We start from the raw sequence: 25,489 nt of genomic DNA, 5'->3' as shown, positions 1-25,489 counted from the left end.
AGGTTAACTAACATTATTGACGCCAAATCAGCAAACATTACAAAACACTTTAGAATATATATACTACTCATATAAGAGAACTGTGGCAAACAGGAGGGTCTTGGCGAGATCTGGCTCCCACTCTTTCCGGGATAAGCTTTGCCTTATTTAAGAAGAACGAACAGGACATAAATGCGGTATCTGGGTCTGATCATAATCCTTTTTGTTGTCTCTGGCTGTTCTACTTCTCAAGAACCACAGCCATTTGATCCAACCCGCCCCAAGGCCCACCACATCCAAGGCGGCTTTCGTAATCTTTATCTGGATGACACCCAAAAAGCGGGTTTTTTTGACTTTTTGTTCAAAGTTCGTTTGCAAAGCGACTGGCCTGATGAAAACGCGTTGGCAAAGATGCCGCCGACACCCCGTGTTTCCGCCGATATTGCATCGATCACCTCTCCACCCAACAAGGATTTACAAGTCACCTGGATCGGCCATTCGACATTGTTAATACAATTTGACGGGATCAACATCCTAACCGACCCCATGTTTTCTGAACGCGCTTCCCCATTTTCCTTTGCCGGTCCAAAACGGTATACCGCACCGGCCTTATCCATTGATCAGCTGCCTGACATTGATGCCGTGATTATCAGCCACAATCACTACGATCATATGGACCTTGCGACCATCCAAGCCATTGGGAATACGACGAAATGGCTGGTTCCTTTGGGAAATGCCCGCCTTTTGCAAGAGGTTGGAATAACCAATGTGATTGAATTGGACTGGTGGGAGAAAATCGATTTTAAAGGAATGGTCCTGACCCTCACCCCAACACAGCATTGGTCTGCCCGGGGACTGTTTGATCGATTTGCAACCCTTTGGGGGTCCTGGGCGGTTCAATTCCCTGCCCGAAATATAAGTTTCTGGTTTGGCGGTGACACTGGTTATAATGACATCCAGTTCAAGCAAATTGGTGAAAAACTGGGGCCATTTGATCTGTCGTTCATTCCCATTGGTGCATATGCTCCCAGATGGTTCATGAAAGGATCCCATGTAGATCCAGAGGAAGCTGTCCTAATCCATCAGGACATAAAGTCCGAGCAATCGATCGGAATTCATTGGGGAACTTTTGTCCTGACAAGTGAGCCGGTGGAAGAACCCCCAATCGCGCTCAAGAAGGCGCTTGAAAAGGCGGGCCTTCCAGAAAATAGTTTTCTCGCACTGCCCATTGGCGAAACTTACCAGAAACCCGAAGAAAACACCATATTTGCGGGTGAAGAAGGTTTGTTCAATCAGAATTAGCGGTTTAATCGGCGGGTATGGACATACCGCGAAGAACAACAACCAAACAGGGTTCCACTCATCGCAAAATGGGGGGTTCAAGTTCTTTTATAGACCTCGTCTCGTCTCTATTGACCACGTGAAGACGGCTATTATCGGCCCTGTAGGCGCGATTTTTTGCTCAGGTTGGCTTTGCGACAAATTTCCCGTTGTCGACAAAATTGTGGTTTAAATTGATCCTGGGTAAGACTGTCTGTCGGTGATTTCTTCGGTTGAAATTTATAAGCTCTGGCGCGTGTGGCTCGTTGCTCACAGACGTTAAAAGGTAAAACCATCACAAATTCAATATTGTAGAGACAAAATAATCTTCTTTACAATTAGGACCATAATATCTTTTTATTGGGGCAAGTAATACGTACACAAAGTAAGTTTGTTCGACGATCCCTCGCTAACGGGAGAAGGGAATTTTTATGAAATCAATGAAAAAAATTGTGACAGGGTTGGCTGTAGCCGCCACGATGGTGGCAGGCACCATGTCATTCGCCTCTGCGCAAGACCTTAAGTTCTTTACCATTGGTACAGGCGGTACAGCCTATACTTATTATCCAGTTGGCGGCGTGATTGCCAACGCCATCTCAAAGCCTCCCGGGTCCCGGGAATGTGGTCAGGGTGGCAGCTGTGGCGTTGACGGTCTTATCGCTTCCGCCGTGTCATCACGCGGATCAGTCGATAACGTAAATGCCATTATTTCCGGCCTGCGCGATTCTGGTTTTTCACAGTCCGACGTTGCCTATTGGGCTTATACCGGAACCGGAACAATGGAAGGGAAGGCACCTGCCAAGGACCTTCGCACCATTGCAGCCCTGTTTGAAGAGCATATCCATTTGGTTGCCCTTGAAAAAAGCGGCATCAACTCTGTTGCTGACCTCAAAGGCAAAGTGGTTTCCCTCGACGAGCCGGGCTCTGGAACCTATGTGGATGCAAAACTCATCCTAGAAGCAAATGGTTTGACGACAAAAGATGTGACCGCAGAAGCCTTGAAAGGCAATGCCGCATCCGAAGCATTGCGGAACGGTAAAATTGATGCCTTTTTCGTGGTTGCAGGATATCCAGCCGGTTCCCTGGTTGAGCTTGCTTCCGCAGAGGACATCAAACTGGTACCGATCGACGGGGAGGCTGCTAAATCTTTGACCGACAAATACGGTTTCTTTTCCCAAAGTGAGATCCCTGCAGGAACTTACGAAGGCGTTAATGGCACACCGACGGTCGCCGTGGGTGCCCAGTGGTATACAAATGCCAAACAGGACGAGACCCTGATTTACAACATCACAAAAGCTTTGTGGAACAAAGAATCCCGCAAGCTGCTTGATGTGGGTCACGCCAAAGGCAAAACCATCACAACGGATACCGCCCTTGCGGGTATCGGTGTTCCGCTGCACCCGGGTGCAGAGAAATTCTACAAAGAAGCCGGGCTGATCAAGTAAGCTCTCACGTCTTCAGGATCCCAGATGCCACTGCGTCTGGGATCTTTTTTTATTGCTGTTTTTTGGGGAAGAAAGCATGACTGAACAGGGCGGGAGCACGGGGACACCCAGTGCTGAAGAACTAAGGGAAATAGAAAGACGCTATGACCCTGAAACAGCCTTCCGGTTTTCTGGAAAGAAGATGGCACTCTTCATTTCAACCGTTCTGGTTGCAATGTCAATTTACCATTTCTACGCCTCAGGATTTGGCCTTATCCGCGAACTCTTGCACCGCGGAATCCATTTATCCTTCGTTCTGGGACTGGTTTTCTTCCTCTATTCATTTTTCAAAGCCAAAGACGGATATGTACCTGCACCGCGCTGGTATCGTCCCGGAGGTATTCATCTTATTGATATTTCCTTGGGCTTTCTGGCCGTCGGGGCCGCAATTTATCTGCCGTTACTGCCGCCCGAAGTCGTCTCGGAACGGGTCGGCAACCCATCGACATCAGACGTCTTTATGGGAACAGCACTTCTGCTAATAACGCTGGAGGCAACCCGCCGGTCAGTAGGGCCAACCCTACCCATCATTGCCAGTATTTTTATCCTGTTTGCCTTATTTGGACCCTACGCACCGGGTGCACTAAAACATGGCGGGACAAGCTGGATGGGCTTGATAAATCATATTTACATGACCAATCAGGGTATTTACGGCATCGCAATCGGGGTCATGGCACAATATGTCTTTCTGTTTATTCTCTTTGGTGTTTTAGCCACTCGCATTGGCCTCGGTCAGCTTTTTATTGATCTGGCGATGATTATCGCGGGTCGGTTTTCAGGGGGCCCGGCCAAAGTTGCTATTTTTGCCTCTGCCTTTATGGGCAGCATATCGGGATCGTCCATTGCGAATACAGTGACAACCGGTGCGCTTACCATCCCCGCAATGAAGCGCGTGGGATATCCTGCCCGGTTTGCTGCCGCCGTTGAAGCTACAGCCTCGACCGGAGGGCAGATCACACCCCCCATCATGGGGGCTGCCGCTTTCATTATGGTTGAATATCTCGAAATTCCGCTCCGGGATATTCTGGCAGCCGCACTGTTTCCCGCCCTCCTGCACTATTTTGGCATCTTCATCATGGTGCATCTGGAAGCGAAAAAACTGGGCTTACGGGGCCTGACATCCGCAGAGCTACCCAAACTGTTCCTTGTTCTGAAAGAACACTGGCTGGCCATCACACCGCTTATTATTCTGGTGTATTTCATTCTAGCGGGCCGAACACCCGATTTTGCCGCCGTTTATGGGATTATTGCCTGCGTGGTCGTTGGGTTTTTAAAACCGTCCCATCGCCTGACTTTTATCGATCTTTGGGAAGGGCTTGGTGCCGGTGCCAGAAATACCATCGCGGTCGGGGCCGCGGCCGCCTGTGTTGGGATTATTGTGGGTGTCGTCACCTTGACGGGCGTTGGTTTCCGGTTGGGATTTGTCGTGGTTCAAACTGCTACCGACATCGGCGCCCTCTTTGGGACGACCTGGCCGTTCAGTTTCTTTGAAGTCCCTCAATGGGCACTGTTCTTCTCGCTGATCCTTGTCGCCATTGCCTGTATCTTTATGGGCGCAGGTATACCGACAACCGCCACCTATATCATTCTGGTGGCCGTGGCGGGCCCTGCCCTTACACAGCTTCAGGTTCAGCCACTGGTCGCTCATTTCTTTGTGTTTTATTATGGTGTGCTGGCCGACATTACGCCCCCGGTCGCGCTTGCCGCCTATGCGGCTTCCGGGATTGCCGGATCCAACCCGTTTGCAACCGGCAACACAGCCTTCCGTTTAGGGATCGCAAAAGCGATGGTGCCTTTTGTTTTTGTCTACTCCCCGGCCCTGCTCTTGATCACCGATGATTTCACCTGGTCCGCCTTCGTCATTACACTAACCGGTGTGATGGCAGGGATCAGCCTGCTGGGCGTCTCTTTCTCCGGCTATCTGTTTGCTCCTCTCTCTCAATGGGAACGGTGGTATATTGGCATCGTGTCATTGCTGTTTATCGCACCGGGTATGATCACGATGGGCGTGGGTGCGCTGCTGGCTTCTCCGATCATCATTCGGCAGATCATTCTAGCGCGCGACAAAAAAGCCCTCGCTCCACCGGGATAATACAAAAAAGCCCCGTTTGGTGCATTGATCAAACGGGGCTTTCTTATCTGTTTGCGCTGTCTTTTACGGATTCAACAATTCCGATACATCAATAAGATATTGCTGGCGAATATTCTCATGAACTGAATCGATACTAACCGTACGGTTGTCTGGACTCCATCTTGGATGCAAATCGCAACGATTTTCTTTCCCAAGAGAGGGATCCGTGTAAAAACGGCCAATATTAAATCGACGATCATTTTCTACGTCATACAGAAACAGGTACCGTTCGTGGGTCTTGTCATCTGGGTAAGTATCCGACAAAATCCATCGACCATTGGCTGAATAAGTCATATGCCCGTTTTCGATCAGGCACTCTTTTCCAATGACCTTGGCGTCCCCCGTTTGATCATCGTATAAATGATAGTGTATGGCCCCCTTATGCGGCCCCCAGACAATGATAGACTGATTGTCTTTCCAAATTGGATGGGAAATCTGAAATTCCGATTTTTCGTAATCAAAGGTTCCCAACGCATCCGGGTCAAAATCATCCATCAGTTGGGGAATAGGGTGATCAGTACATTCTAACAGTCTTAAATCCGAGCCGTCAGCGTTAGCGGTGAACAGTCTGTGCAGGAAACAAAACTCGTCCTCGACTCGCTCTGTCCAGCGATGAATAAATAGAAACCGTGAAGAATCCGGGCATATCTCAAGATGGGTAACCCAGTGAATGGCCTTGTCCATGGAGGGGACAGGCTGAAAGTTGCGAACCTGATCCAATGTCAAAACAAGCTCATATTCGCCGGTTTTGATGTTCATGTTATAAATACCGTCATCCGCCGGTGCCAGGTCGAGAACCGGCTCCTGATAAGTGGCGTTATAACCGATTGTTTTATGAGTGACCTGAAAACGCGAGTAATCCACACATAGCGCAAATTCACCATTTGGCGCCACCACATAAACCGGAAGCGGAAGTGTCCGTTGTTCTGCAGTATTCACGTCATAAACCGTGGAACAGAAATCAGCGTAGACTTTACCTTCACCTTTTAATGCACGTGTATTATAGATAATCTGACGATTTTCTCCACCGCCCAACCACTGTAGCTGACACCCCATTTGCCAGTTCCACGTGGTGGTCGTCCCGATTGAGTGGAATTTATCGCCAGCTTGCAAATCAAAAAAACCCACTTCAGCAACTTCTTTTCCGGTCAAATCCTCGGTCATTTTTTGGACACGGTTTGACAGGAAGTATCGTCCGGACTGATCGATAACACTCTTATTATAATACCCGAAGAAATGGTGCTTATCCCCACTTCCAACCCGGCGAATAGGGCAAAACTGATCCATACCAAGAGCCGATGTCATCTTAAGTCCTTTTGTCTTTGTTCAAACTGGTAAAAGCGGGGCCACCGGATGGGTCGCCCCGTTAGAAAGAGGGGTTAGTCAGTGAAACGAATGGTACCTTTTGCCAGCGGGTTAAAATTTTCGTCCGTGGCTAACAATTGGTATTCACCATTACTCACCAGCTTTTTCTTCACAAAACGTCCATACGACCAAATCGTTTTCCAATTCCCCTTGCTGTCAGATTTAGGGGCTGGTTCAAGCGCATATCCGATGTCGCTTTCAACGCCGTCGGTTGTTGTAAACAATAACGAGATTTCGGTATCTGGCGCAAAACCGGTGCCGGTCAAAACCACTTCACCTTTTTTATCCAAAGGGGCCGTTACAGCGACTAATGTTGCCGTAGATGATCCTGAAGACGCACAAGCGCTGAGTACAAGCGCCATAGAAACAGCAGCAATTGTTAGGATTGATTTCATAATATCCTCTCTTCTTTCTATTTGTTATTCATCTAAAAGTTTCGATTGCCTTCTGTGCTGCACAACACCCTGATACAGCGCAAAAACACACAACAACAAAATGACAAGTGAAATAGGCCGACTGACCAATTGCCACCCAAAAGCTGCAATATCGCCATGAACGAGGGCCAGCGACCGGGCCAGCTCCCCCTCCGCCAGGGTCCCAAGTACCAGACCTAGAACCAAAGGGGCGCGCGGCACGTTAAAAATCTGGAAGACAAAGCCGATCGCACCAACCAGCAACATGATCGCAATATCATCTAACGATCCCCGGATGGAATAGGCGCCAACAACCGCAAGTGTCATAATCAGGGGAGCAAGAACTGCCCTTGGCACCTGAATGACCCGAACGCAGTATTTCGCGAAGAACAACCCAACGGGCACAAAGAGAAGATTGGCGACAAACAGGCTTGCAATGAAGCCATAGGTAATTTCGGCATTCAGTGTGAAGAGATCTGCGCCCGGCCGCAAGCCGTGAATCATTATTCCACCCAGCAAAACCGCCGTTACAGGATTACCCGGTATGCCCAGTGTTAACAAAGGAATAAGTGTCCCCCCGGTCACGGCATTATTGGCGGTTTCACTGGCGATCACGCCTTCAGCCGAACCCTGCCCAAAATCATCCGGATTGGCGGAAGAACGTTTTGCCGCATCATACGATAAAAAACCGCCGACACTGCACCCTACTCCAGGAATAATGCCAACAATTATCCCGATCACGCTGGACCGCAACAAGTTCATTTTATGACGAAATGTTTCCGGCAGATAGGAAAACGGGTTCGTCACCTCTTTGTCTCCCGCCGGTCCATCTTGCGTTTTGCGGCGGGCAATCATATCGATCACTTCGGGTATGGAATAAAGACCGATCAGGGAAACAACCAGAGGAATGCCGTCATAAAGAGAAGGCAGATCAAGGGTGAAACGCATTTCCCCGGTCAGCGGGTGATTGCCAATGGTACTAAGAAGCAAACCGATAGCTCCGGCAATCAGTCCCTTCTCCATGGCACCTGCGGATAGGGAGGCGATAACTGTTATGCCAAAAACAGCCAGCAAGAAATACTCTGGAGAGCCAAACAGCAACGAAAATTCAGCCAGAGGCGGCGCAACAAGAAGGAGCGCAACGACACTCGCAAGGCCCCCGATACAAGAACCAAAAGTCGCAAGAGCAATTGCACGTGTTGATTGCCCTTTTTTCGACATGGGATGTCCGTCAAGCAAGGTAGCAACAGCCGCTGACGTGCCGGGGATATTCAACAGGATCGCACTTATTGAACCGCTATAGGTGGAAGCAAGATAGATCCCCCCCAGCATTGCCAGCCCAATTTGCGGCTCCAGCGAAAATGTAATGGGGATCAGTAATGCCACCCCCATCGTGCTGCTTAAACCAGGCAATACCCCGATTATTACGCCGCCCAGAACACCCGCGACAATCGCACCAATCATGAACGGATCGGCAAGCGCTGAAAACCCGATAAGGATATTTTCAAACATTAATCAATGTCCTACTGAAAGAAAAAACTTTCCAGACGGGAAACGCCAAGAAATTCAAAGAAAATGCCATAAAGGATTGCTGTGGTGCCGGCACTGACCGCAATAATGAGCCCTGGATTCCGCTGACCAAGAAACAGCATAAATGCGGCAAGGAAAAGGGCAGTGGCCAATTCAAAATTTACAACCGCCAACGCTAATCCATAGCCAGCCACACCTAAAAACACGGTTGCCGCGGCAACGCCTTGCGCGCGCAAATCAAGAGTGTCTTCTTCCTCTTGGCCCGTGACGGGCTTGCTCAGTTGGATGCGAACCAGAAAAAAAACACCCAACAACGCGATGAAAGCCGAGAGGATTCTGGGGAAGTACGAACTTTCAAAGGAATATCCAAAAGACACATACAAACTTATCAATGCAAGACATGTGACAATGGTGGCGAATGCCATATTCAACGAAACCTGGCGCATGACCAAAATCCTCTCAACCGGTACAGTAGATTTATTTCAATAGGGGGATGTAACCCTCTATGGAAGTTGCGGCCTCAGACAAGTAGGCGCTGAAATCGTCTGCGTTCATATAGTGAAGCGGCAGCCCCATCTTCTCAGCATGGGCAATAAATGCTGGATCCTTCATTACCTTTTGAAATGCATTCTTAATAACGGCCTTGACGTCTTCCGGCATACCTTTAGGCACAGCGACACCACGCATTGACGCCCCAATGCCTGGAACATCAACACCAGAGACCTCTTTAATTGTTGGAACGTCTGGCAGATACGCATATCGTTTATCCGAAAACACCGCCAAAGCCCGCAAACGACCGTTCTTAATATGACTGGTTGCTGAGCTGGCCGATGGAACCGATGCGACAACCTGATCGCCTAATGTTGCCGTGATCGCAGGTCCAGAGCCATTAAAAGGCACAAAATTAAAATCTACTGTCAGAGCTTTTTCAGCAACAACCACTTGAAGCTGGTTGTTGGATTGAGGACCGTCCCCGCCCACATTGACCTTACCCGGATCCTTTTTTGCTGCTGCCAAAAAATCTTTGAAGGTTTTATATGGGCTATCTTCCTTGACAACCAGGACAACAGGGTCCAGCTGAATATTTGCAATAGCCTCGAAATCGGACATTTCATAGGGAACGTTGTCCCGCAACATTTTCACCATGAAAATGGACGGAATATTGATAAAGCCGATTTTATATCCATCATTTTTAGCCTTGGCCAACGCTGTAAAACCGATTTGCCCTCCGGCACCCGGCTTATTCTGAATGATCAGACGTTGCCCAAGATGGGGCTGCACATATTTGGCTATAACCCTTGCTGCCGTGTCTGTGCCGCCCCCAGGAGAATACGCGACAATCATGCCGACAGGCTTCTTGGGAAACTCTGTCGCACCAGCGATAGAAAGGGGCAACAGGGCCGCTGCGACAGAAGCCGCCAAGGCAAACACTGCCAATTTTGATCTTCGGATCATCGAGAAAACCTCCTGTTTAAATTTTTTGGTGACCTGACAGCTCCCGACAGATCTATTGGTAACTCTGAAAATGTTCTTAAATGTATACATTTTAAAACATTCATGTCAAGCGCGTTGATTTTCTTTAAGGAAGACGCTATTTTCTATTTAATCGCAGCGCCTTATGGATATGTTTTCAATGACAACCAAACAAAAAAATGAAGATGAAACACGTAATCACAAGTCATCTTTGGCAGAGTATGTTCATCAAGAAGTGTTACAGGCTATCCGGGACGGAAAGTATCATCCGGGAGAGCGCATTCGCGAGTCTGACATTACAAAATCACTTAACGTGAGCCGAACACCGGTCCGGGAAGCCTTTCGTCGTTTACAGTCAGAAGGACGCCTTACCTTCGAAGCTCAAAGAGGCGCCGTTGTTGCTGAACTCGATCCGCAAGAAGTCGCAGAACTTTACGCAGTTCGCCAACATTTAGAAGGCGTTGCCGCCCGCTTTGCCGCTCAACACGCTTCCGAGGCTGAAATTCTGGCGATGGAATATATTCTTGAGCGCGGTCTCGAAGCCACTGGCGACCCAAGAGAACTGAACCAGATTAACTGGGAGCTGCATCACGCAATATACAATGCGGCTCACAATCGTTTCCTGATAAAGGCATTGGGTGCCATTTCAGATTCTATGGCCCTTTTGCGAGGCGTGAAATATATCCCCGAAGGCCGTCCACAAAAACTCTATGATGAACATTCACTGATTATCAAAGCAATAAAAGAGCGCGACCCTGATGCCGCAGATCAAGCCGCACAAAACCATATCCGACATTCTTTTCAAACCCATTTGAAAGCAACCTTTCAGCAACGTTCCGATGACCGGTAGAAAAGCGTTTTTTAAACGGCAGGTTATTCAAAACCTTTAATTACGAGCAAGAACTTAACCAAATACTGGAACGGCTTACAAACCCATCAGAAAGCCTCGTAAACTCCGTTTCCGTTTACGCTTCCGAAACCATCTGGATGATAGAGTAAGCTGTGGTAATGTGGAGCCTCAGCTTGAAACCTAAAAATCTGTTTTTACAAAAACAGCAAATCGTCCTTATTGTTGGCCTGATTGTCATTGCCGCTGGTTCAGCGGGCCTTTGGGGTTGGGGGCTCTACAACGCAGCGCTCGAGCAACAAAGAGCAGGATTGTTGGCGCTAACACGATCACAGGCACAAACCATCGCGGCCGTCGCCCGATTTGATGCGCGTGACGTCAATGCCGACAATCCTGAAGGTGCTGTTGGAACGACGTTAAACCAAGTGATTGACACTTACCGACATTTTGAAGGATTTGGCAAAACCGGAAGTTTTTCTTTTGCGGTCAGTACAGCGAATGGCGCCAATTATTATCTGGAAACAGGCGGACACAAACACCTGAAAAGTAAATTAAATGCCGACACAGAAGTGCTGACAAAAGACGTGCCCATGCAATTGGCGCTATCCGGGCATTCCGGGACAGTGGTTACGACAGATGCAAACGGCGTTGAAATTTTGGCCGCCTATGAATTTGTTGACAGTCTGGATCTGGGCATTGTTGGCAGTATCGCCATTCAGGAAATCAGGGCCCCTTTCATTGAAACCGGAATTATCGGGATTCTCTCAGCGATCGCTATTATCATTTTTGGTGCCGTTGCCAGCTATCTGTTAATCCGCCCCCTGGTTGCAAAACTTGCCGGTCAGAAAAAAGCTCTGGCAGCCAGTGAAAGACGGTTTCAGGACTTTGCCATGAGTGCATCTGAATGGCTGTGGGAAATGGATGAAGATCTGAAATTCACCTATTTTTCAGACTCATTTGAAACAAGCACCGGCATAAAAGCTCAAAGAATGATTGGCTGGACGCGGCAACCTATTGCCGGCAGCCCCGAAAACGCCCAAGTCTGGCAACATCACTTTCAGGATTTAAAAGACCGAAAACCTTTTTCCGGTTTCATCTATCAAACCACTGACCACAACGACAACGTCATTTGGCTACAGAGCTCCGGTCAACCCTATTTCGCTTCAGACGGAACCTTTTTGGGGTATCGCGGTACTGGCATAAACGTAACTGAAAAGGTGCAGATAGAAGAAGAAAACAAGCGCGAACGAGAAAAAGCCAAAATCGCCCAAAATCGTTTGATTTCCGCCATCGATATTCTTGAAGACGCCTTTGTCCTGTTTGACTCAAATGACCGTCTGGTGATGTGTAACGAAAAATACAAACAGTTCTACGAAAAATCCGCTGATTTATTTGTTCCAGGAAATAGTTTTGAAGAAATTATTCGAGGCGGCGCAGTAAGAGGCCAATATGCCATCCCGGATGGGTATGATGTTGAAGATTGGGTGCAGGAACGAATGACCGCGCACCGCAACAGTAACTCAGTGCTGGAACAGCAACTGGAAAATGGTCGCTGGCTGAAAATAGCGGAACGAAAAACCCCTGAAGGGGGTTATGTGGGCTTTCGCGTCGACATTACAGATCTAAAAAATGCCCAACAACAGGCTGAGCTGGCGAATGTTGCAAAATCAGAGTTTTTAACCGCAATGAGCCACGAAATCAGGACCCCAATGGCGGGGATCATTGGTTTAACGGATCTTTTGATTGAAGATAAACTCAGTGATCAACAATTAGACTTGGCGCAAGGAATCCGCGTTTCCGGGCAAAATCTGATGGCCATCCTGAACGACATCCTTGACCAATCCAAACTGGAAGCGGGTAAAATAGAGATCGAAAATACTGATTTTGATTTCCGCCATCTAATTGACGAAACCGTTCAGCTTTTCTCAGCAAAATATCGGGAAAAGGGTATGAACCTGGACGTTAAGATTGATGCGGATCTCCCTCACTCGATCTGTGCAGATCGGTTGCGGATCGGTCAAATCCTGTCCAATCTCATTGGTAACGCCCTTAAATTCACAGAAAACGGCGGGACAACAGTTTCTGTCAGACAACTGAGCCAGGAAGGTGACAATATTTGCCTGAAGTTTGAAGTAACGGATACCGGCATCGGTCTTACGAAAACCGTTCAGGACAGACTATTCAAACCATTTGCACAAGCAGATAACTCGACCTCCAGAATCTACGGTGGGACAGGCCTTGGTCTTTCCATTTCAAAAAAGCTTGTAGAACTGATGCACGGCCAGATTGATGTCAGCAGTCAACCGGGCGCAGGGAGTACCTTCTGGTTTACCATTCACTGTAAAAAATCAGAAATTCAGGAACCACACCAGCCCGCCATTTCCCGCAAGCAAAAGTGGCAATCAACAAAAAGACTGAATATTCTTGTGGCGGAAGACAACGACATCAATCAACAAATCATCCGGACCATCCTGACCCAACTGGGTCATGACGTGACTGTTCGGGAAAATGGTGCAGATACTGTCAAATCGACAGAAACGGATGTTTACGACCTTATTTTGATGGATGCCCGCATGCCTGTAATGGATGGGTTGGAAGCAACCCGGCTTATTCGGGCAGGCACGACCGCCAACAAAAACATACCGATCATTGCCCTGACGGCAGATGTCGTCGCGAAGAATATAGAGGATTATTTGAAGGCCGGCATGGACGAAGTCTGTTCCAAACCCCTGGACCTATCCAAACTCATGACATTGATGAACCGATTATTGGATGAAGAAATTCATAAACTCGCAAGCTGATCAGTCATACCCTCACACCTCGGTCCGGCTACTGCTACTGCCCAGACGCCATTTGCTGACGCACATGATTTTCGTAATTTTGATTGGCTGCCTCTGCGGTCATGGCAAACAAGTTCTGCGCCTGACGAAGGTTAAAATATCCAATCGGCGAATAAGCAAGATTTTTGGGTTCAATGCCAAGTGCTTGAAAGTTTATTTTTGGCTTATGGTCAGCCGAAATCTTCTTATTTATATCCATGACCACAAATTTAGGTGCCCCTTTATGACGACCCAGCAGTTCGATCATATAATCCTCAAGTAAATTAATGCGCCCTTGTAATTCATGCGCGTTCACATACCGTTCATAGGCACTTTTCCCGCTCATCGGGACGATACCGCCCGGATCAATGATGACCAACCGCCACAAATCCTTACCTTCAACCACCCGCTCGAACGTATAGTTGTCTGGCTTGTTATCCAGCCATGCATACCCTTTTCGGTTAAGCTCGCGGGTTCCCTGATCAAGGGCGATGCGCTGACCATCGGTCAGGGATCCATTTTGTTCAGGGCGGGCCATCAGGTCTTCCGCCGTGCCTTGTTTCATGAATTCAACAATTTCAATCCTGCGAACCCCGTTGCTTTCGAAAAACTTTGTCCCAACCTGCGTTGCTTCAAGAGTTTTATGAACCTTCACACCGCGTACAAATTGAGTATCCACTTCATTTTGAAGAACATCCCGTCCAAACGAGTCCATAGCCTGCGCGTCGCGAGCACCACTTTTTATAATACGGATCAGCCAGTCTGGGTTCTCAAGATGTCGATAAACATAACTGGTGGCGCCTTTCGCAACATATTCACCTAACAAAATCGAAACTTCCCTGCCATTGGGCCCTGTAAAATTCAAGGCGCGCTGGGTTCGATAGGTTTCATTTTCCAAGGCGCTTCTATTGTCACGGCCCGCCCCAGTTTTCCCGTCTGAAGACGGACCAGCTTCCCGCCGGGACAGGCTGGCATTTTCCACCACGCCCTCTGCAAGGGCAACCTTCTCACCGCTGAAGGGCAGATTATCATTTGCAGGTTCAGGAAGCTCAAGCTTCATTTCCGCAACAGCGTCTTTGCCCGTTCCTTCAAGTTTGTGATTTTTGTACAAGTCAGCGGTAAGCTGATTGGCTGCTTTTTGAATGGCGTCCAGATATCCCTGTGCCGCCTGATCGCTTATTTGCTTGATTTCCGCTTCGGTTAGCGCACTGCCTTTCTCGGCCCGCGCTTTTGCTAACGCATCCTTCGACAGAATGTCTCTTACCCTATCCAGATTGGCCCGGTTGTCGTTCAGCGCTACAGTCATCTCGACGACGGACTTCAGGTTACCAAGCTTCAAACCTGCAATCTGTGCAGCGTCCAGGGCACGGACAAAGTATTTCGCACCTTTGGACGCCAGTTTTACCGGATCACCATCATGCAGGATTTCCTTGAGCATGTTCGCGACTTGCTCAAAATAGGATTGCCGGCCCTGCTCTGTTGTCAGCGGCTTTTTGAGGGTCGGCGGTGTATCGGATAAAAGACTCTCTACTGTAATGCTGCGTTTTGCGGCCTGTAACGACATGACAACATGTTCTATCGCCCCTTGAGTATGATAGGCCTCCTGCGCGAAGTAAAGGGCGCGGGATTGAGCATTCCGTAACTTCAACCGCAGTGCATCCTGACCCGTGGCGTCTGCTTTTTCGAATTGCTCACGAAGGTGCAGAATATCCTGCAAGGCCTCTTCATACAGCCGATTTTCTGCTGTGATCTGCGCATCCTCAGGTTTGGTATTGGAGTTTGGATCTTCCAGAAGCTGTTTCTTCCGTGCTTCAATCTGCGCCCTGAAAACATCGTTAGAGGCTTCTACCCAGCGCAACATGATTTCAACATTGATACGGTTGGCTTGTGGGGTATTTTGCAAGATAAGATCACGGTGGGCTTGCCAGACGTCATTGTCCATATATTTCCGGCCCGCCAGATGGGAAAATGCATCCTGATAGGTAATATCGCCTTTTCCGGCCTTAATCAGACTTTGAATGGTTTCTGTATAAGCGTTGGTATCCAGAACCGTTCCGGTTTCACGCCCACCGATTTTTGCCGCCTGCCCCCAACCGGCTGCAAACCGGGCATTAAACAGAATAACCGCCAACTGCGCTTTTGGTCCGACAAAGCTGATATCATAATCACTGGTCAGGTTTTCAGAACCGAACGCTTCCACTTCACCGCCTAACTCCTTGATGATTTCTGCCGCAAGACTATCGACAATCCGGCGCCGAAGATTGACCAGAAGGCGCATCTCGACAGCTGACAATTCGCCCGTTTGATAGGCTTTTCTTGCTTTATTCCAGTTTCCTTTAAAGCGCTCCATCAATGTTTGGGTAGGTCGGTCAATATTTTCAATTATATCCCGCGTGTTCATTGCTTCGGTTTTAATGGCAAGCCGTCCCAGACCTTCTTTTTCAACCACTCGTAATGTCTGGCCATCATATAGCTTGCCCGTCAATTCGTTGGACAAAAGCTGAATATCCTGAAGGAATTTTTGGGCGGCGGCATTTTCGATTGCCGTACGCTCGGCAGCCGTCAATTCAACACCTTTGGCCTCCTCTGCGGTTTTAAGATCCTTTTCGGCCAAAATCTCCCGCACTTTTGCAAGATCAGCCCGGTTTGCATCCAACGCCACAACCTGCTCGATTAATGCCCGATACTCCGCCAGTTTTATTCCCGCGATTTGAGCCGCGTCCAGTGCCCGAATAAAGTATTTTGCCCCTTTGGAAGCGAGCTTGGCAGCATCCCCCTCGTGCAAAATCTCCTTCATCATATTGGCGATCTGTTCCACATACGATTGCCGACCTTGATCCGGTGTTAATTCAATTTTCAACTTAGGAGGAGTGTCCGATGTCAGGCTTTCAACCGTAATTTTGCGTTTTGCCGCCTGAATTGACATCACCACATGTTCAATCGCCCCTTGGGTATGATAGGCTTCCTGAGCAAAATACAGCGCCTTTGACTGGGCATTACGCAGTTGCTGGCGCAAGGCTTCTTTTGCAACGCCCGTCGCTTTTTCAAACTTCGCACGGAGCGCCAGAATATCTTTAAGCGCGTCTTCATACAGCCTGTTTTCCGCTGTGATCTGCAAATCGCTTTCCCGCACCGGATTTTCCTTGTCGGCGCTCAGTTCGGCCATTTTCAACTGGATTTGCGTTTTGAAATCCCGATGAGCAGATTCGGCAAAATCCAGTACTTTTTGAACGTCCGCCCGCAGCGCTTCAGGTGTTTTCTCCAACACCAAAGCACGGTGCTTCGCCCAGTTCGCATCTGACAGGTATTTTCGATTGGCCATATGGGCAAAAGCATCCTGAAAAACACTATCGCCGCGGCCTTGTTCTATAAGACTTTGAATGGTTTCCGTATAAGCATTGGTATCCAGAACAACACCGGTTTCCCGCCCGCCCAGTTGAGCAGCCTTACCCCAACGACTGGCGAAGCGTGCGTTAAAAATAATGACCGCCAACTGAGCTTTAGGGCCAACAAAACTGATGTCATAATCGCTGGTCAGATTTTCCGATCCAAAGGCCTGAACTTCACCGCCCAGTTCCCTGACGATTTCATTGGCGAGGCTATCAACGATATCTTTGCGCAACAGGGTCAGTTTGCGCATATTCGCGGCGGACAGTTCCCCTTTCTGGAAAGCCTTGCGCGCCGCATCCCAATTGCCGCCATAGGTTTCCAGAAGAATGCGGGCTGGCTTATCAACATTCTGAAGCCAGTTTTGATAATTCAGTTCGCGGATCTGCGCCTCTCGTAACTGGCTGACACGCGTGGTTGGGCCTGTGCCCGGAACAGGGCCTTTGCCCATATAAGACAGGATTTTATTTATCCGGGCCTCTTGCAAGCGGGTCGATGCAGATTTTTCACCGCCCTCAAGCACCTTGTTAGTACCTTTAAGGAGAACAATCGTCAAAAGATTACCCAGATAGTCATCCTGCGAAATCTGATTGCCCTCAAGCAAACCGTTCATTGCCGTTAACAGACCGGCTTCGCCCAGGAAAGCAACATTTTCGAGTGCCCGTGCGTAGGATTTTCCAGCCGCCGCAGTGCTTCCTAGGCCTCTGGCTCTTTTGCCCAGCTCCTGCGCTGTTTTGCCAAACCCTTTCAATGCCCCGATGATCAACAGATTATGGGCATATTCTTTTACGATCGTCTCGCGAGACCAAAACTGATCCTGCAAGGCAAGTGTCGGATCAAGCCCGATACGCGCCCCCCGGTTAAGCGCCGTGAATGCACCGGCTTCAACCGCAAGTCCTGTTCCATAAGCAAGCGCTTTTCCGCCAAGGGTCCGCACACCGCCAAGCGCCAGCATTTCCATGGTGACGGCCCGTCCAAACTTTCCTGCAATTCCGCCCGGCAAAGCAACGGTCGCAAAAAGCTCGGCCCCCTGTTTTGCGTTCAGGAAGCGGTCCACGGTTGCCAAAGGGCCTTTTTTAGTAAGATTGACGAATTCAGTTCCGACTTTCGTTGGATCAAGCTTGATCTGTTCAGGGATGGTATATTTGCCGTCTGTAAGGAAACCATGGCGGGTTAAAATGGTTCTGTCGGCGTCACTTAATTGACCCGGCAGATTGGCCCCAGCGCGGATCAGGGCAATCTGAACCTTTTGACTTTCTGCGGTGATCTGTTCGAGTGCTTCCTGCGTAGCGTCCATACCCACCAGCAGATTATACGCCCGGGCTGGGCCAGCTGACGTCCAGTCTCCGTGCAGATAATTTACGAACGCATTGATTTCCCCGGCAAGCGATGCATCCCGTAACGGCACCAATGCGCGGAACAGCCGCTGCGGATCTTCATCAAGTAACGCAGACTGATATTCGTTTAACAGTTGGTTCTTATCGTTAATTGCAACCCGGGCTTCCAGATCCTTAGCCGCCCCGGTCATGAGACGCCCTGTCTGGGCCAGTTTTTCAAACATTTCAAGTAATGGATTTGAACTGCCGACCAAGGCTCGCAAATACTTTGCTTCTGCTGTTACGAAGAAATCATACAGTTTCGCTTTTTCCGGTGTGGAACGAGTAGGATCCTCGTTAATGAGCTCTGCCCTGCGACTATCTTTGTAGGCCAATTTAGCGTCATCCAGTGCCATTTCCAGCCAAAAATCCTTATATTTTTCAGGATTGGCTTCATACTCGCGATCCCGCGGATCGTTTTTATGATTGGCAATTGTTTTTTCCCGCAAGCCCCGGCCCGCGGTCATTGAGTAGTTCTTGCGAGTATCCCAGATTTCAGTCGCAGACCGACCATAGGCATAAACACCGGCAAGTTCGCGCTGAACGGCTTTCATTGCCGCTTCCCGATGGGTTTTTGCCAGAAAACGGCCATACCATAGCTCACCGCGCGTGTCCGGCGCAGAATATTGGCCCGCGTTATCGAACCAATAATCATCCATACCATCCCGAACGGCACGAAGCTGATTCAACTCGGCAATGGCGCCCGCCAAACGGGCTTTATCGTAATCCTTATCCCTCAGCAACAGACCGCGGTCAGAAAAATCAGACCGGATTTGAGCATCATACTCCTGGATCGCTTTATTCGCAGCCATCCGCAGCTCGTTCATTTTTCGCACCCGATCTTTTTCAGGCACCTGCAATAAATCAAGACGGATCTTTAAGCCTGCAAGCTGCCTGATTTCAAAGCGATAGGCGGCAGAACTCCGATCAGGTTTTTTGTTTTGGACCGCATTGCGCGCAGATTTTCCAGCGGATTGAATTCTTTCCTGCAGGTAACCGTTCAGTGTTTGCGACACAATCGCACCCTGATCTTTCAAAAACGCACCCAGTATTTTTCTCTGTTCGGCCGATACGCCTTCACCGTTCATGCGCAGTCGAATACTGTCCAACAAACGTGTCGCCTGCTGAAGCCCGATCTGAATATCTTTTGGACCAGCCTCCTTAATCAGCTTTTTCATCTGAGCCTGCAAGGCAGGACCCGCAATATCATAGCGCCCGGCAGCAATAGACCGGCGCACAATATCCATGAGGTCTGAAAGCGAGATTTCTTTTTGGGCAAGCTTTTGCGCCCATGACTGACCCTGGTTGATTTGCTCAATCAAGCCGTTCGCCGCTTTTTCCAACGCCTTCCTATAAACCGTATCCAGATCACCGACAGTTGCCAGCTTCGTCTTAAAGGCAAGAAGTTGTTTCTTGAGTGCTTGTTCGTCCGCCCCCAATCCAAGTTTCGAAGATTGAAGTGAGATATCCGCATACTCAACCTGAAGATCGAAGCGATCTTTCACGTCCTTTGGAATATCTTTCATTTCCCGCAACTGCTTTATCAGCAACCCGGCTGTTTTTTCAAAACCACCAGAGGAAATTAAATCGTTCAGGGCGATCAGACTGCCCGACAAACGCGCCTCTTGTGGCAATTTAGCGATTAAATCAGCCAGCATCTTTTCGTCTATTTTGTCGCCGAATGACAGGAGTTCGATTTTGAAACGTGAACCAATAAGCGCTTCATCACCTGGATTTTTGACGAGCGCCGTTTCGATCGCTTGTTTCGCCTCGGCGAATTTCCCGGCCCGCGCCAGACGCTCTGCATTTCCAAGTAGTAGCGTAGAGACCAGTTTTGGATTGGTTGAAATCTCCAGTACGGTGGCGATTGCAGTATCGCGTTTGGCGGTTAAATCTTTTAACGGCCCCAGTTGATCGCGCTGGGATTGGGGAAGCAACGGATAAACGCGTTCAAGGTTATTCACTGTATCGATCAAGGCCACCGACCGCGCCAGCTTCACAGACGGATTATCCGACGCCGTTTGATTGATCAGGTCCAGAGCCTTTTTGAAATTCCCCCCGCGCATGGCTTGATGGGATTGATCCAACCGGCTTTTTGCACCGTTCAGGCCAGCAAGGCTTTCTCCGTTCGTTTTCTGATGATCATAGATCCGGGCTAACTGTCCGTTGACGCGCTCCAACAAATTTGAAAGTTGCAGGTTTCTGCTTTGAAATTCAGCATTTGCTGGTAGTGATTTTTGTAAAGCGGTCAATGATTGCTTCAACCGTTGAACGGCCGTCTGGCTACCCGAATGGTCCAGTATTTTCTCTCCTTTCTCAAGGCGTGCCAGTTGTCGGGTTATTTGATCGAGAAGAGGCTTGAGGCTTTTAGCTGACTGACCCGGCAAGCTTGCAATTTCTGCCAATGCCGCCAACTTCTGTAACATCTCATCAGGTTTGTTATCCAACCCTTTCAGCTGTCCCTCCAGTCGTTGGTTCAAACTGTTTCGCAACTCATTGGAAGACTGCATCAATATATCTTTTTCCGACTCTCCCAATTTGTTGTCTTTATCCAGCAAGGCCTGTTTTAGAAAATGTGCCCGCGCCAGATCCGCCACCAGTATCTGTTCTTCTGTTTTTGAAAACGCAGTGACAGCCGCCGCCCGCTTCATTAATGCATCGATAAACAGCGCACCTGTCGGTTTCAGGCCATTATCCTCCATGAAATCCGCAGTTTCATCGATCACCTCGTCCGCTGCTGTCGCTCCCAATTGCTTGATCAAGCCAACCAAGATCCGGGGCAGTACTTTTTGCGCCATCTTGTCCGTTTTCTCAAAGGCAGGCATCAAGCCTGTGTTGATCCAGTCGATCAGCTGTCTTGTGCGTTCCAATTCTATCTTTTCAGGAGAGGGGACTGGCGTTAAAGCCTGCTGACCCTGCGGACGAAGACTGGCGACCTGTGCCCGGACACCCGCAGGCGCTGATGGAGGCCGTTTGATTTTAGCAAGATACGTATCCCGCACCGCTTGAAGAGCGGCCCGCTGGTTGGTAAAAACCTGCGCAACAATCGGCTGTCCCCCTTCCTTGAAGCCAGTTTCTATTTGGCTAACCCCTTGGATTGTTTTGTCCAGAACCTTGACAATTTCCTTGATTTTATCCTGTTCGATTATGGGGTCTTTTGAGGGTGCTTGAGGTGTATTTATGGTCGTCGACGCGGGAACAAATCCTTCAGGCTGCTTTGCAGCCGATTTAAGGGCATCCATTTTTTTCTGCAAGGCATCCCGCCCTGCAAATAAAGAATTACGCTGTCCATCCAGCGCCCCCAGCAATCCTGGAATTCCAGAGCCCTGCACCGATGCCATCATGGTTTCTACAGCTGCAATATGACCATCAATGTCGTCGATCGCCTGTTCAAATTGCTGAACTGCTGCGGTCTGGGCCGCCGCAGGGGGTGTTTTTGTCTGACCTTTCAGCGCTGCAATTTCTGGAAGTAACGCGTCTTTCGCCGTCTTGAAGACAAGGTGTTGCTGAGCAAAAACCTGATGCGCGATAGAAGTTTCTGGCGTGCCCTTTTTCAACTTGGTAAACAGCGCAACCTGAGCGTCAAGCGCAACAGCTGCCTGTTCCAGCTGATGCAACCGCCCCTGATTATCCGCAAGTAACACAGGTGCAGGAGAGGCCCCGATTGCCAATCCGCGCATATTTTCTCCAGTTAATCCAATCGCCCCGGAGACAGCGCCACCGATTGCACTGCCCGCCGCACGCGCCAACTGTGTCGAGGCCTGATTTATCCGACCTGCCATTTGCCGGCCTCGGTCTTTAGCCTGGCTATCAGAGCAACTGACTTTAGGAGCGCCCGAACCGACACATTGCCCACCGCCAGAGCCCGGCATTTTATATTGCTGCGCCTGTTTTGCCTGTTGGACATTACTGATATTTTTGGCCACGGCATTGGCGGCCGGACTTGCTGTTCCCTGAGGGGCCCCAGAAGCTGAGGCAACCTTTTTCCCTTTATTGTTTTTCTGGTTCGCCGCCGCAGCCCGCGTGCCTTTCACATAAGCAGCCCCCATCGCACTATTAACGGAGTTGATCTGGCATTGGCCCGTTGGCTGTATGTCACTGACGAACCCCTGTTTGGTGAGACCCGCGCGAACCTGATCACGATACCCACCGGCTTTTTGAATGCGGGTGTCAATGTCTTTCAAACGGGCGTCGATCGCTTTTTGGCTCATGCCAGCCTGTGCAGCCAGAGACGGCGCACCGTCTTCACCCGGCACCAGATTAGAGCGAACCTGATTTAGACGTCCCAGTTCACCGTTCAATTGCCCCAGGTCATTTAACTGTTTGTCTATTTGCGCGGCGACACGCCCGACTTTCAAAGGGTCAACTTTTCCATCTGCGCCAAAAACATCGGGCAAACCGCGGTTATAATCACTGACAATCTGTTGCCCCTTGGCCCCCAGTGCACGATATCCCGAGAGTTCAGCAGTCGTTTCTGCAGCCCTTACCTTATCACCAAACTTCTCGTCAACTTGCCTGTTATGAATGGCAAATTCGCGTTTATGACGTTCCTGTGCCCGTTCCAGCTTCTCAACCTTTTCCTTGAGATTTTGCCTGTCACGCCACGAGCTGTTGGGGGCGTTTTCCAATTCTCCCAATTCTTTTTTTGCTTTGTTCAGCTCTGCTGATTGATCTGGATATCGGGTCGGAAGAGAGCTTCTAAATTTCTCTCGTTGCTCTGTCAGGTCTTTCAATTGGGCTTGGGCTTTTTTGTCAGCCTCCACGGCTTGCTTATGCGCGTCCGCATTCGGTTGCCCCTTGAAGTTCTGCACCCTGTCTTCAGCAGCTTTCAAATCATTAATGCCCTGTTCCAGCGCCGCCAGTTTTTTATCTCTGGCATCTGTATCCAGCATGCCGCCAAAGGAGCTTAACGTCTCCTGCATTGTTGGAACGCCGTCCTTTTCCATTTTTTCGCGTAAATCACGGGCTTTATAAGACGGTCCATTTTTCTCGTTCTCCAAATGGCCGGTAATTTTATTTCTGTCCTGCTTAAGCCGATCCAGTTCACGGGCTTCGCCAGAGTTTAAACCTCGCCCATAGGAATCCTGATATTCCACGCCGTTCTTGAGGCTCGACAAATCGCGGATAAATTTATCTGCCTGTTCGACAATACCGCGGGCTTTCATGATTTTATCAAAGTCACCATTTTCTGAATCCGCATACCGGTCGATATAATCCTGTGCGGCTTTTCGTTGTTTACGAACGTCATCAGCCTGACGCTCCATCTGTTTTAATTTGTTTTTATCCTGACGGGCTGCAGCCGAATTACCCTTTGCTTTGGTCTCAAGCTGCTTGATCCGCTTTTCCATTTCCCGGCGCTGATCTCGAAGGGCCTGATCCTGTTTCTTCAGCATCCTTTCTTTCCATTGATCCTTTGATTGACCGTATCCCCGGTCCAAGGCATCTTCAAACGCGTTTGCATCTTTCTGGTATTCGCGCTCCGTCCGTTCAAAGTCGCGTACTTTTCGCTGGAAATCCTGTTCCCCTTTCTGAACTTCGTTCAACGCTTTTCGAGCATCGGCCTGTGCGGTGCGGTGTTTACGGCAATTGGCGCTGCGACAATTCGGATCGGCAGGAGGGCCTTTGCGAGCCTCGCTTTCTTTACGGCGCGCATCGTCATATTTTTCCTGGGATTTCTCTTTCTTATCGTCCAGCGCATCCCGTTCTTCGCTTAGTTTCTGGCGATCCTCGGATAGCTCTTTAAATCGGTCATTCAGTTTTTTCTGCGCGTCTTTCAGTTTTTTCCGGTTTTTAATTTCTTCATCTGCTTTTTTATCATCGGCCAGCTTTTTCTTTTTCTTTTCCAATTCCTCCCGGGCTTTGCGCAACGCCTCTTTCAGCTCTTTTTTTTCTTTATCCAGTTGTTCCTGTAACTCGTCAGCAATTTCAGGGGCCGCACATACAGGTTCATCTTCTTCCGGGGCGACATTGGACGGCAGAGACGCCATAGCAATACCCTGCCGGATGAATTGCCCGATCGACGCAGAAAGCGCGTTGATTTCACCAAAATTAATAGGCGCCCTTGGGGTATCACTGACCATGCTTTGCTGGCCATGCTGATCAGAATTCATATGAGACGGTGACTGGTTCAACAAGGCCTGCGCCCGTTCCTTGGACCCCAGACGCGCGTTCCCAGCCTCTTCTCGGCGGGCTTTACGCAACGCTTCTTCTTCCGCTTTTTTGGCCGCCTGATCATAGGAAGACGCATTGTTCGTCGTTTCTACGGTTTCAGGTGTTACTGCCGGCTGATTAACAATAGCCGGTGCATCGGAAGGCTTTTCCGTTGACGTCAGTGCCTTGGTTTCAGGCGTTGGTGAAGAAGATATGGCTGTATCCCCACCGCTCTCCGTTTTCGCCGGTGCAGACATTCCGGTTGTTGACTTTTCAAGGGTGGTCGGTTGGGTCGTTACGACCGTTTCGGGCGTGCCTTCGGTTGATGAGGGAACTGGTGACGCCGTTTTTGTCTCTGTGCGGGTTTGGGTCCCCGAACCAGTGGTTAAGCCTGGTGTGTTCGGGCTTGTTTCTGTTTCAGTTTTAATCGTGGGCGCACCGCCTGTTGTGATTTCAGGCGTACTGCTTGTTGTCGTTTTGGGCGCGGTTTCAGTTACTGAAGGGACGGTCTCTTTTAAAACTGTTGGGGCGTTACCCCCGTTAAGGCGAGACGGGGATTGCGTAACCGCACCAAGAGGCAGGCTTTGTTTCGGAGCGGTCAATGTCGCCGGGGCTGAAGAAGATGTTCCGGCGGTGGTTTCCGTTGGCGAGGGCGATGTTGTCGTATTGGGCCTGCCCTGCACCGTGATCGTTTCATTTAATTCCGGGTCCGTGTCACTTTGAATGACAATCTCCCCCTGAAGAACGGCGTTCGGATGTGGTTTCGGAGGAACAAGATTTTTCGGGATGACATAAGTACCACTCGTTCCTTTACTGCTGTAGTAATCAACCGTTGTGCCCGTATCGCCAGAACTACCTGTCGTTCCGGGTAGTGTATTGGGACTTTGCAATAAAATTGATGGCCCTGTGGTTGTCGAGGTGCCCCCACTGGTTGTCGGCACGTTTGAATAGGGGCTTTTATAGCCTTGTGCCTGTGTCGCCTGTTTCGCCTGGCCCGCCTGTTGGGCCTGACCGGCCTGCGTGGCGTATCCACCGCCAGTTGTCGGTGTCTCTCCCGTTGAATAGGACGGTGTGGAATTTTGATAATAGCTGGGTGTTTGTTGTGCACGAACCGCCCCAACCGCTAAGACGAGAACACTACTGAGAGATATCAGAAGATATCTGGCAACCCTTTTTGCAGGTCCGGAACGACGATCGCCCATGGCGTCTGTCCCC

At 49.5% G+C, this 25,489-nt stretch carries 11 protein-coding genes; 5 read left to right on the top strand and 6 right to left on the bottom strand.

Features of this window, described 5'->3' with window-relative positions:
* The first annotated feature begins 171 nt into the window (after positions 1-171).
* From OIR97_RS02330 to OIR97_RS02320, 3 genes are all read left to right on the top strand, one after another.
* On the top strand, positions 172-1,281 hold the full coding sequence (locus OIR97_RS02330) for an MBL fold metallo-hydrolase (protein ID WP_169544105.1): 1,110 nt from the start codon (positions 172-174) through the stop codon (positions 1,279-1,281).
* A 497-nt stretch (positions 1,282-1,778) separates the two neighbouring features.
* Entirely contained in the window at positions 1,779-2,744 is a 966-nt protein-coding gene (locus OIR97_RS02325) for a TAXI family TRAP transporter solute-binding subunit (RefSeq protein WP_407696692.1), read from the top strand.
* 76 nt (positions 2,745-2,820) lie between these two features.
* Complete coding sequence (locus OIR97_RS02320; protein WP_169544104.1) at positions 2,821-4,875, top strand: TRAP transporter permease; 2,055 nt, start codon at positions 2,821-2,823, stop codon at positions 4,873-4,875.
* Positions 4,876-4,938: 63 nt separating this feature from the next.
* On the opposite strand, the gene OIR97_RS02315 is transcribed toward OIR97_RS02320, so the two are convergent.
* The 5 genes from OIR97_RS02315 to OIR97_RS02295 form a co-directional block, all read right to left on the bottom strand.
* Entirely contained in the window at positions 4,939-6,219 is a 1,281-nt protein-coding gene (locus tag OIR97_RS02315; RefSeq protein WP_169544103.1) for a hypothetical protein, read from the bottom strand.
* Positions 6,220-6,293: 74 nt separating this feature from the next.
* Positions 6,294-6,674, bottom strand: coding sequence for a hypothetical protein (locus OIR97_RS02310; protein WP_169544102.1), 381 nt, complete (start codon positions 6,672-6,674; stop codon positions 6,294-6,296).
* Between the two features lie 24 nt (positions 6,675-6,698).
* Positions 6,699-8,204: a tripartite tricarboxylate transporter permease gene (locus OIR97_RS02305; protein ID WP_169544101.1), complete on the bottom strand. Its 1,506-nt coding sequence runs from the start codon at positions 8,202-8,204 to the stop codon at positions 6,699-6,701.
* Positions 8,205-8,215: 11 nt separating this feature from the next.
* Complete coding sequence (locus OIR97_RS02300; protein WP_169544100.1) at positions 8,216-8,668, bottom strand: tripartite tricarboxylate transporter TctB family protein; 453 nt, start codon at positions 8,666-8,668, stop codon at positions 8,216-8,218.
* A gap of 31 nt (positions 8,669-8,699) precedes the next feature.
* Positions 8,700-9,677, bottom strand: a complete 978-nt coding sequence (locus tag OIR97_RS02295) for a tripartite tricarboxylate transporter substrate binding protein (RefSeq protein WP_169544099.1) — start codon at positions 9,675-9,677, stop codon at positions 8,700-8,702.
* Between the two features lie 178 nt (positions 9,678-9,855).
* Between OIR97_RS02295 and OIR97_RS02290 the strand changes: the two genes are divergently transcribed.
* Together OIR97_RS02290 and OIR97_RS02285 are read left to right on the top strand one after the other, a co-directional pair.
* Positions 9,856-10,545: a GntR family transcriptional regulator gene (locus OIR97_RS02290; protein WP_169544098.1), complete on the top strand. Its 690-nt coding sequence runs from the start codon at positions 9,856-9,858 to the stop codon at positions 10,543-10,545.
* A gap of 173 nt (positions 10,546-10,718) precedes the next feature.
* Positions 10,719-13,343: an ATP-binding protein gene (locus OIR97_RS02285; protein WP_169544097.1), complete on the top strand. Its 2,625-nt coding sequence runs from the start codon at positions 10,719-10,721 to the stop codon at positions 13,341-13,343.
* A gap of 34 nt (positions 13,344-13,377) precedes the next feature.
* Here the strand turns inward: OIR97_RS02285 and OIR97_RS02280 are convergent, their stop codons facing one another.
* Positions 13,378-25,476 (bottom strand): hypothetical protein, encoded by a 12,099-nt coding sequence (locus OIR97_RS02280; RefSeq protein WP_169544096.1) that lies wholly within the window; start codon positions 25,474-25,476, stop codon positions 13,378-13,380.
* Positions 25,477-25,489 lie beyond the last annotated feature (13 nt).

The organism is Sneathiella aquimaris, from assembly GCF_026409565.1.
GTDB lineage: Bacteria > Pseudomonadota > Alphaproteobacteria > Sneathiellales > Sneathiellaceae > Sneathiella > Sneathiella aquimaris.
Note: the sequence above shows the minus strand (reverse complement) of the source record. Positions and strands in the feature narration are given on the sequence as shown.

What these genes read in the sequence shown, in the direction of transcription:
- OIR97_RS02290 (WP_169544098.1), top strand. Translation starts at nt 9,856, where the DNA reads ATGACAACCAAACAAAAAAATGAAGATGAAACACGTAATCACAAGTCA.
- OIR97_RS02280 (WP_169544096.1), bottom strand. Translation starts at nt 25,476, where the DNA reads ATGGGCGATCGTCGTTCCGGACCTGCAAAAAGGGTTGCCAGATATCTT.
- OIR97_RS02325 (WP_407696692.1), top strand. Translation starts at nt 1,779, where the DNA reads ATGGTGGCAGGCACCATGTCATTCGCCTCTGCGCAAGACCTTAAGTTC.
- OIR97_RS02300 (WP_169544100.1), bottom strand. Translation starts at nt 8,668, where the DNA reads ATGCGCCAGGTTTCGTTGAATATGGCATTCGCCACCATTGTCACATGT.
- OIR97_RS02330 (WP_169544105.1), top strand. Translation starts at nt 172, where the DNA reads ATGCGGTATCTGGGTCTGATCATAATCCTTTTTGTTGTCTCTGGCTGT.
- OIR97_RS02305 (WP_169544101.1), bottom strand. Translation starts at nt 8,204, where the DNA reads ATGTTTGAAAATATCCTTATCGGGTTTTCAGCGCTTGCCGATCCGTTC.
- OIR97_RS02310 (WP_169544102.1), bottom strand. Translation starts at nt 6,674, where the DNA reads ATGAAATCAATCCTAACAATTGCTGCTGTTTCTATGGCGCTTGTACTC.
- OIR97_RS02320 (WP_169544104.1), top strand. Translation starts at nt 2,821, where the DNA reads ATGACTGAACAGGGCGGGAGCACGGGGACACCCAGTGCTGAAGAACTA.
- OIR97_RS02315 (WP_169544103.1), bottom strand. Translation starts at nt 6,219, where the DNA reads ATGACATCGGCTCTTGGTATGGATCAGTTTTGCCCTATTCGCCGGGTT.
- OIR97_RS02295 (WP_169544099.1), bottom strand. Translation starts at nt 9,677, where the DNA reads ATGATCCGAAGATCAAAATTGGCAGTGTTTGCCTTGGCGGCTTCTGTC.